Source organism: Methylobacterium nigriterrae (assembly GCF_037106235.1).
Lineage (GTDB): Bacteria > Pseudomonadota > Alphaproteobacteria > Rhizobiales > Beijerinckiaceae > Methylobacterium > Methylobacterium nigriterrae.
The window spans coordinates 1-6,630 of the sequence record NZ_JBAWTG010000186.1 but is presented as its reverse complement, the minus strand read 5'-3'; the positions used below and the strand labels follow the sequence as shown (position 1 = coordinate 6,630).

Annotated in this window: 7 protein-coding genes; 4 read left to right on the top strand and 3 right to left on the bottom strand. The window is 62.1% G+C overall.

Annotation, left to right across the window (positions count from 1 at the left end):
- The 3 genes from WDW90_RS33505 to WDW90_RS33495 all read right to left on the bottom strand — a co-directional run.
- The coding region (locus WDW90_RS33505; RefSeq protein ID WP_336491991.1) for an HlyD family secretion protein at positions 1–501 on the bottom strand (501 nt) is incomplete at its 3' end.
- A gap of 489 nt (positions 502–990) precedes the next feature.
- Positions 991–1,209, bottom strand: a complete 219-nt coding sequence (locus tag WDW90_RS33500; RefSeq protein ID WP_336491990.1) for a hypothetical protein — start codon at positions 1,207–1,209, stop codon at positions 991–993.
- Between the two features lie 114 nt (positions 1,210–1,323).
- Positions 1,324–1,818, bottom strand: a complete 495-nt coding sequence (locus WDW90_RS33495) for a lipocalin-like domain-containing protein (protein WP_336491989.1) — start codon at positions 1,816–1,818, stop codon at positions 1,324–1,326.
- Between the two features lie 1,521 nt (positions 1,819–3,339).
- On the opposite strand from WDW90_RS33495, the gene nusG reads away from it, so the two are divergent.
- The 4 genes from nusG to WDW90_RS40995 all read left to right on the top strand — a co-directional run bounded on the left by nusG (position 3,340) and on the right by WDW90_RS40995 (position 6,625).
- Entirely contained in the window at positions 3,340–3,975 is a 636-nt protein-coding gene (nusG, locus tag WDW90_RS33490; protein WP_336491987.1) for a transcription termination/antitermination protein NusG, read from the top strand.
- Positions 3,976–3,987: 12 nt separating this feature from the next.
- Positions 3,988–4,890, top strand: coding sequence for a hypothetical protein (locus WDW90_RS33485; protein WP_336491986.1), 903 nt, complete (start codon positions 3,988–3,990; stop codon positions 4,888–4,890).
- A 106-nt stretch (positions 4,891–4,996) separates the two neighbouring features.
- Entirely contained in the window at positions 4,997–6,262 is a 1,266-nt protein-coding gene (locus WDW90_RS33480) for a polysaccharide biosynthesis/export family protein (RefSeq protein WP_336491985.1), read from the top strand.
- Between the two features lie 39 nt (positions 6,263–6,301).
- Complete coding sequence (locus WDW90_RS40995) at positions 6,302–6,625, top strand: Wzz/FepE/Etk N-terminal domain-containing protein (protein ID WP_431311180.1); 324 nt, start codon at positions 6,302–6,304, stop codon at positions 6,623–6,625.
- The last annotated feature ends 5 nt before the right edge of the window (positions 6,626–6,630 follow it).

Here is a 6,630-nt window from a genome sequence, read left to right as displayed (position 1 = left end):
GCGCTGGATCGGCGCGTTTCCGCTTCCCGCGAGCGTTTTGACGCGCTCATAGGTCCGCTGCGCGAGGGTCAGGTTGGCCGAGGCCGTGTCGACGGCGGCCTTGCGCTGAGCGATCACCTCTGCACGGGTGCCGGCTTGGATGTTGGCCAGTTGCGCCGTCAGCACGGCCAAGTTCGCCTCGGCCTCGCGCTGCTTCGTGATGAGCTCGGGATTGTCGATCGCGAGCAGCAGCTGGCCGGTACTGACATCCTCGCCGCGCGTGACGGGGCGCCGCCCGACGCGGCCGTCGACCCGGGCCGCGATGTCGATCCGCGTGGCGTCCGCCTCGCCCTGGATAATGAGTGGCTGCGGCTGCACCAGATACCACAGGGACAGACCGACGATCGCGACGATCAGGAGCGTTACGATGATCGCGGGAGCGCGTGCGACCCGCCTTGCCGGTGAAGGCAGGGGTGGAGGCGGGGGCGGTTGCAGCCCCAAGTCACGCTGCAAAAGGTTCATCGTCCTCGTCCCTGGTCTCGGTCCTCAGGCGGATCTCGTAGGCAGCGAGGGCGGAGAAGAAGTCCGGCACCGCACGGCCTCTGTTCGCCGGGGCGTAGGCGCGAGTCTCCCGGATGTTGGGCCGAAGGGCTGCGCACCGGGACGGACGATCCGTTCCGCCCTGATGCTCCCTGCAAAGGCCTGAGACCTTTTGGCCCCAGGCCGAGCCAGTGCCTCGCCGCGGAGAGACGGCGATCACGGATAGGGCGCGCGTCGCGGAAGTAGGCTTCCATCGCAGCACCTCCCAGTTCTCCAAGAGGGACGTTCAGTTCGACCAGCAATTTTGCGGCCAATTGCACGCGATATGTGTGGGAAGCTGCGCGCTGTATCATGCACACTTGGCCTGCGACGCGCTACCTACTGATGCATTGTACTTTTTTAACCTTCGGCCGCATCCCGCGCACAGAACGTAGGGCGCCGGATCGGACAGAACTAGCGCGCGGCAGGAGATCAGACTTTCTTGAGGATCAGGCTCGTTTCCGCAATCTGAAACGACCCGTCACCGAGCTTCCTCACAGCCCGGCCTTCCTCCGTGACGTAGCGCTGAGGTCCCTTGGCAGTGCGGTGCCCGCTGAAAGCCGACAATTGCTTGACCGTCTGCAGCTCAATGATCGTGTAGGTGACGCCGTCGCTGCCCAACGTTTTGAACCGAGCCGTTTCCCGCTCCATTGCGACCTCCCTTAGTGCTGACTGCGTCGGGCTTTGCCACATCATTCAGAGCGCTTCGTCGGGCGGCCGACATACGGGCGGCAGCTTCAATGTCTGTAGCCGCGCCGGCCGCGGCTACTTGAGGCGCTGCAGGGTCACTTTGGCGGCAATGCCCGTCGAGCCTGGCGAGGTGTAGGTCAGCTCGTCCCCTGAGAGCGCGTAGGCGCGCCGCTGCTCGGCGCCATCCCAGCTCGGGAAGGTGCTCTTCTCGATATAGAAGACCAGCAGCCTGTCCGCCTCATCAACCCGGTAGTTGCCGAAATGAGCAATGATCCCCTGGGCAATCACCCGGTTCTCTTCTGGCGTGCTCACCGTGCGATTGTTGGAGGCAAGCGCCGGAAGGTCGTTGCGCAGGAAGATCAGCGCGTAACGGCCGTTGCTGCCAAACATCAGCGTGCCGGTTGGATTGGTGCCGAATGTCTCGATTCTGGCGCCGTCCTGTACGGCCACGGCGGACACGAGCGTCCAGGTCCCCACAAGATCCTTGGCACTCTGTGCGGCCGCTCGCGGTGCAGCGGTCACGGACACGATGACCGACGCAGCGGTCGTCGACACCAGAAGGCGGTTCATGGCGCTCCTCCCCTGCTCCGGAAACGCGCCCGTGGCGAACACACCGCGGCCTCTGAGCTTACCACCTCCTGAGCAGGAGCAAGGGCGGGAAGAGCTGGGCGTCCGCCTTCGTGCGATAATGGCCTTGATTGGTCCGCTCTCCGCCGGATCAGCGAGCTTTGCGCCAGCTCAGTTCTCGCGCCTCGATTTTGTGACTGAGCCCGCGGTGAGGAGGCGGTGGGCGACAAAGTCTCGACGATGAACTCGAAGGCCGCCGTGAGCGCCGTCTGCGTCGCCGAGCTGCTCCGGTCGCGTGTCTTGCCCGCACAAACATGGCTGACAGCCGGCAGAACGATGAGCTCGCGCCGAACGCCGCGCCCGCGGGCAGGACAGGCACGTCCAAGCGGTCCTTCGAGACGTCGTCCCGACCGTCACCATAGCCATCCTCCCTCGTCCTTGCGCAACCGGGCTCGCGCGGCCCAAGCGACTGTTCGAGGTCGAAGGATGGACGGAGGGGCAACCGCGCTGAGGTCCGGGCTCGAACGCTCCAGGATGAGCCGGCGTCCCCTCCGTTGCCGCACCCCACACCCTAGCAAGGCCAGCGCGCCGAGATTTACCCGAGTTGATCCGGCTCAGAGTATGAGGTCGTACTAATCTTTTGATGGTACAGTTTAGACACTCTTCCTGCTAACAGGATTAAAATTCTCAGATAATTGTTTCATGTGTTGTATTATGCATCACGATGGATATGAAATCAGCAGAAGGTCCAGTCCGGACGCTCGCACATCGCATTGGCGGGTTGATGGACAGCGCATGGCCATGTTTTACTGTGTAATCACTCCGGATACCGGGGCGAAGAGACCGACCGTTACAAATTAGGAAATATCAATTACGCTCAAATCATATTAAGCATGGGGCCCGCTAATGATAATATTCTCATCCTCCATATTGATCCCGCATCAAAAACGATTGAGACTCTCATGATAGCTTTTATCATTTGATATTTATGCTCCAACCAACGAATCTTTGACTGATATCGCTAGGATATTAGTGCATATTATCATGAATAACGAGTCAGTAGAGGCTTTCACGTGAAGCATGTCGCTTGTTGCGATTGTGCTGTTCGCGCAGAATGTCTTTACATATTTGGATTTGCCGTATATATAAAATAATTAATAAATTTTTACCATTATTTACTTCTATTTTGGCTTGATCATGACTGGAAATATGAACGAGAATTCCTAGAAGTACGAACTGCACATCTATCTAGCCGAGGGACTCTCGCCGCCGCCGAAGTGCAGCTGGCATGCATCATCTCCGGTCCAGTGCACATCGAGTGGGCTCGCCACCCGATGTGCGGAAGCGTTCCACGTTCGCCGCCGCTGAAGTGCGGCCGGCATGCCTCATCTCCGGTCCGGTGCACATCGAGTGGCGTCGCCACCCGATGTGCGGCAGCATTCAGTCCTACGGTAGGACCACTGGTCCCGACCGTCTCCTGACACGCCCTGCCGTCCCTCCCTCCAATCCAAGAGGGTTTGTCGCATGAACGTTGAACTCGGACCGGCACCGCCTTGCGGCCGCGCCCTCGAAGAGGGCGAGCGATGGTACGTGGTGTACGCGCAGCCTCATTGCGAAACGAGCGCGGCGCTGCATCTCGGTGCTCAGAACTTTCGCACGTTCCTGCCGCTCCTGTCGAAGACAGTCCGTCATGCCCGCAAGTCCGTGGCCGTCCTGACGCCTCTCTTTCCCCGCTATCTCTTCGTCGTGCTCGATCTCAATCGCGACCGATGGCGCGCCGTCAACGGGACGCGCGGGGTCGCCTCGCTGGTCATGTATGGGGGGACGCCCGCACCGGTGCGCAGCGGCGTTGTCGAGACCCTTCTCGCTTCGAGCTCTCCGGAGGGCGAAATACGATTCGAGATGGCCCCTGGCAGCCGCGTGCGGCTGGTCGACGGCCCCTTCGCCGGCCAGCTCGGAGTCCTGAGAGATCTCGGCCGCGCAGGCCGAGTTCAGGTCCTGATTGAGATGATGGGATCGTATGTCGCGGCGGAGCTCGGGGACCGGGGCATCGTTCCCGCCTTCGGCGCATGGGAACGCCCTCGGAGCGCCGACCGCCCCGTAGTTCCGACGACCTCGCGCCGGGCCGACATCGCGAGGAGACAAAAGGCACAGGCGTGAGGTCCGGGTGACATGCTCCGCTTTTTCGCAAACTGCTTTTCAGGACGCCGTTTTCCTGAGATTCGTCCCTCCGGGAGACGTGGCTTCATCGAGAAGGTCGGCTTCCTGCTAAGCGTCTTGGCGCTCGCGGCTCCCGTCCGAGCCGATCCGGGCGCACAACGAAACTTCAATGCCGCAGACAAGGCTGCTGAGGCGCCCTCCGGAGACTATCCCCGCTCCGATCTCGAGGCCGCCTCCCGGGTGGTCCGGACCGGGCGGGAAAATCGACCCGACAATGCTGCCTCCAACCACAACGTGCCTACGCCCGCTCAGCTGAAGCAAATCGAGATTCCCGAATACATCGGTGCGCGCGGGCGGGCGACGTTCGGCAGGGTGACCGGAGACTTCAGCGGAACGACCGACGAAATCCTGCAATGGGGCGCCTACAAATGGGGCTTCGATCCGGACCTAGTGCGCGCCAACGCGGTCGACGAGAGCTTCTGGCATCAGAACATGGTCGGCGACATCGACAACGGCGTGAGCCTCGGAATCATGCAGATCAAATCGAAGTACCATCTCGGAACCTGCCCGGCGTCGCCGCGATTCCCGCCCTCCGTCGATGCCGTAGAAGCGCACGCCATCCAGCGCTATCTCGCAGGCCAGCCCTCCTGCCTGTCCTTCAATTTCACCGCCTTCAGCGTCGACTACCGGCTCGCCCATCTGCGCGCCTGCATGAACAAGTCGATCCGATACCTGTTCAACCACGAGCCGGCTTCCGGGCATGCTCGCTACGCCGACGCAATCGGGGACGAGTTGCTGTGGGGGTGCGTGGGGAGCTGGTACTCCGGGTATTTCTGGGATGCCGAAGCGATCGCTTACGTCGAGCGTGTCCGTCGTTTCTACGAACAGAAGCCATGGCTCGACGCGTCGTTCTAGGTCCTGTTCCAGGCTTCTTCGTGCGTCCGGCAACGACGGTTGCTCCTCATGCACCTGGGGCGCCCGTCGGTATGATGGCCTCGGTCCGGAAAGGTGAAGTCCGGTCATGCGCCTGACCACGGCACGCCGAATGGCGCCAATCCTGGCGGCTGCGCTCTGCCTTGCGGCAGCGAAAGATGCTCGCGCCGAATATCTGCTCGCGCCGGGCGATGTCGTCGAGATCACCGCGCTCGGCGTGCCGGAGCTGAAGCAGGACACCGTCATCGACGTGGATGGCCAAGCCTATTTTCCGGTGCTGGGACAGATGAAGGCGGCGGGACTCTCGCTCGTTCAGTTGCGCGACAAGGTCCGCGAGTTGGTCCCGAGCAAGGTCTTTCGCCGCAGAACCCAAGAGGGGCGCGATTACCCCGTCGTGGTTTCCGCCGACGAGGTGAGCGTCATCGTCGTTCAATACAGGCCGGTCTATCTGGACGGGGACGTGGCGAAACCAGGCGCGCAGGCCTACCGGCCAGGACTCACCGTGCGGCAAGCCATTGCGCTGGCCGGCGGTTACGACGTCATGCGCTTTCGCGGCCGCGATCCGTTCCTCGAATCGGCCGACTTCCGGGCCGAATACTACACGCTCTGGACCGAGTACGCGAAGGAAGAAGCCCGCATCGCCAGGTTTAAGTCTCAGCTCGCCGAGAACGCCGACCTCTCCAAGCAGAGCCAGGTCGAAACGCCGATCCGGCCCTCGGTCGTCGCCGGCATCACCGAGCTCGAAGCCAAGCAGCTCAAGGCGGAGCTCGCCGATCACTACGACGAGCAGGCGCATCTGCGCAATGCCATCGATCAGGAGAAGCGCCGCATCTCAATCCTGTCTCAGACGGAAGCGCAGGAAAAAGCGGGCGCTGAGGCCGATGCTCGAGATCTCGAAGAGATGAAGCAGAACTTCGCCAAGGGCGTGATCCCGGTCAACCGGATGAGCGAGATGCGCAGGATGAGCCTGCTGTCATCGACCCAAGCGCTGCAGACCACGGCGCTGCTCGCCACCGTCGAACGGCAGCAGGGAGAACTCAAGAGAAGGCTGCGCCAGACCGACAACCGATGGCAGATCGATCACACGCGCGAGCTCCAGGAAGCCCAGGTGCGACTCGAAACCATCCGTGTCCGCATCCAAGCGGTCGGCGAAAAGCTCGAATATGCGGGCCTCGTCCGCTCGCAGCTGGTCCGCGGCCGTGGTGGTGCGCCTGCCATACACGTCTTCCGGGGCCGGAACACGGCGGGACAGGGCCTGCGGGCCGACGAAGACACCGAACTTATGCCAGGAGACGTGGTCGAAGTTGCCTTGCGGATTGAAGGGCTCGGGAGCGCGGCCCCGGCCGACCGGTAGCAACTGGAGAAGAGATCCTTGTTCGGATTGAAAGGCGCCGTGATCGATGCACCCACCAGGGTCTCGCACCGAGCGTTCAGCATCCGATCCAAGCCGGTCCGAAACACGGCGCAGCCAGCGCTTCACGAACTGTTCGTCGGTACGCGTCGGCAAATCGTCACCATCGTTGCAACGTCCGCCCTCGCTCTCTTCCTCGGCCTGCTCTACCTCGCGGCGGCGTCCCCCCGCTACAGCGCCACGGCCAAGCTTCTGATTGACACCCAGCGATCTAGTACTACTGTGTCACAAACGAGCGATGGCAGCAGGGACATCGGTGAAGGGACAGGACCAGTGCACGCGCCAGTCTCAAGCGCAGGCTCTTGATGGAA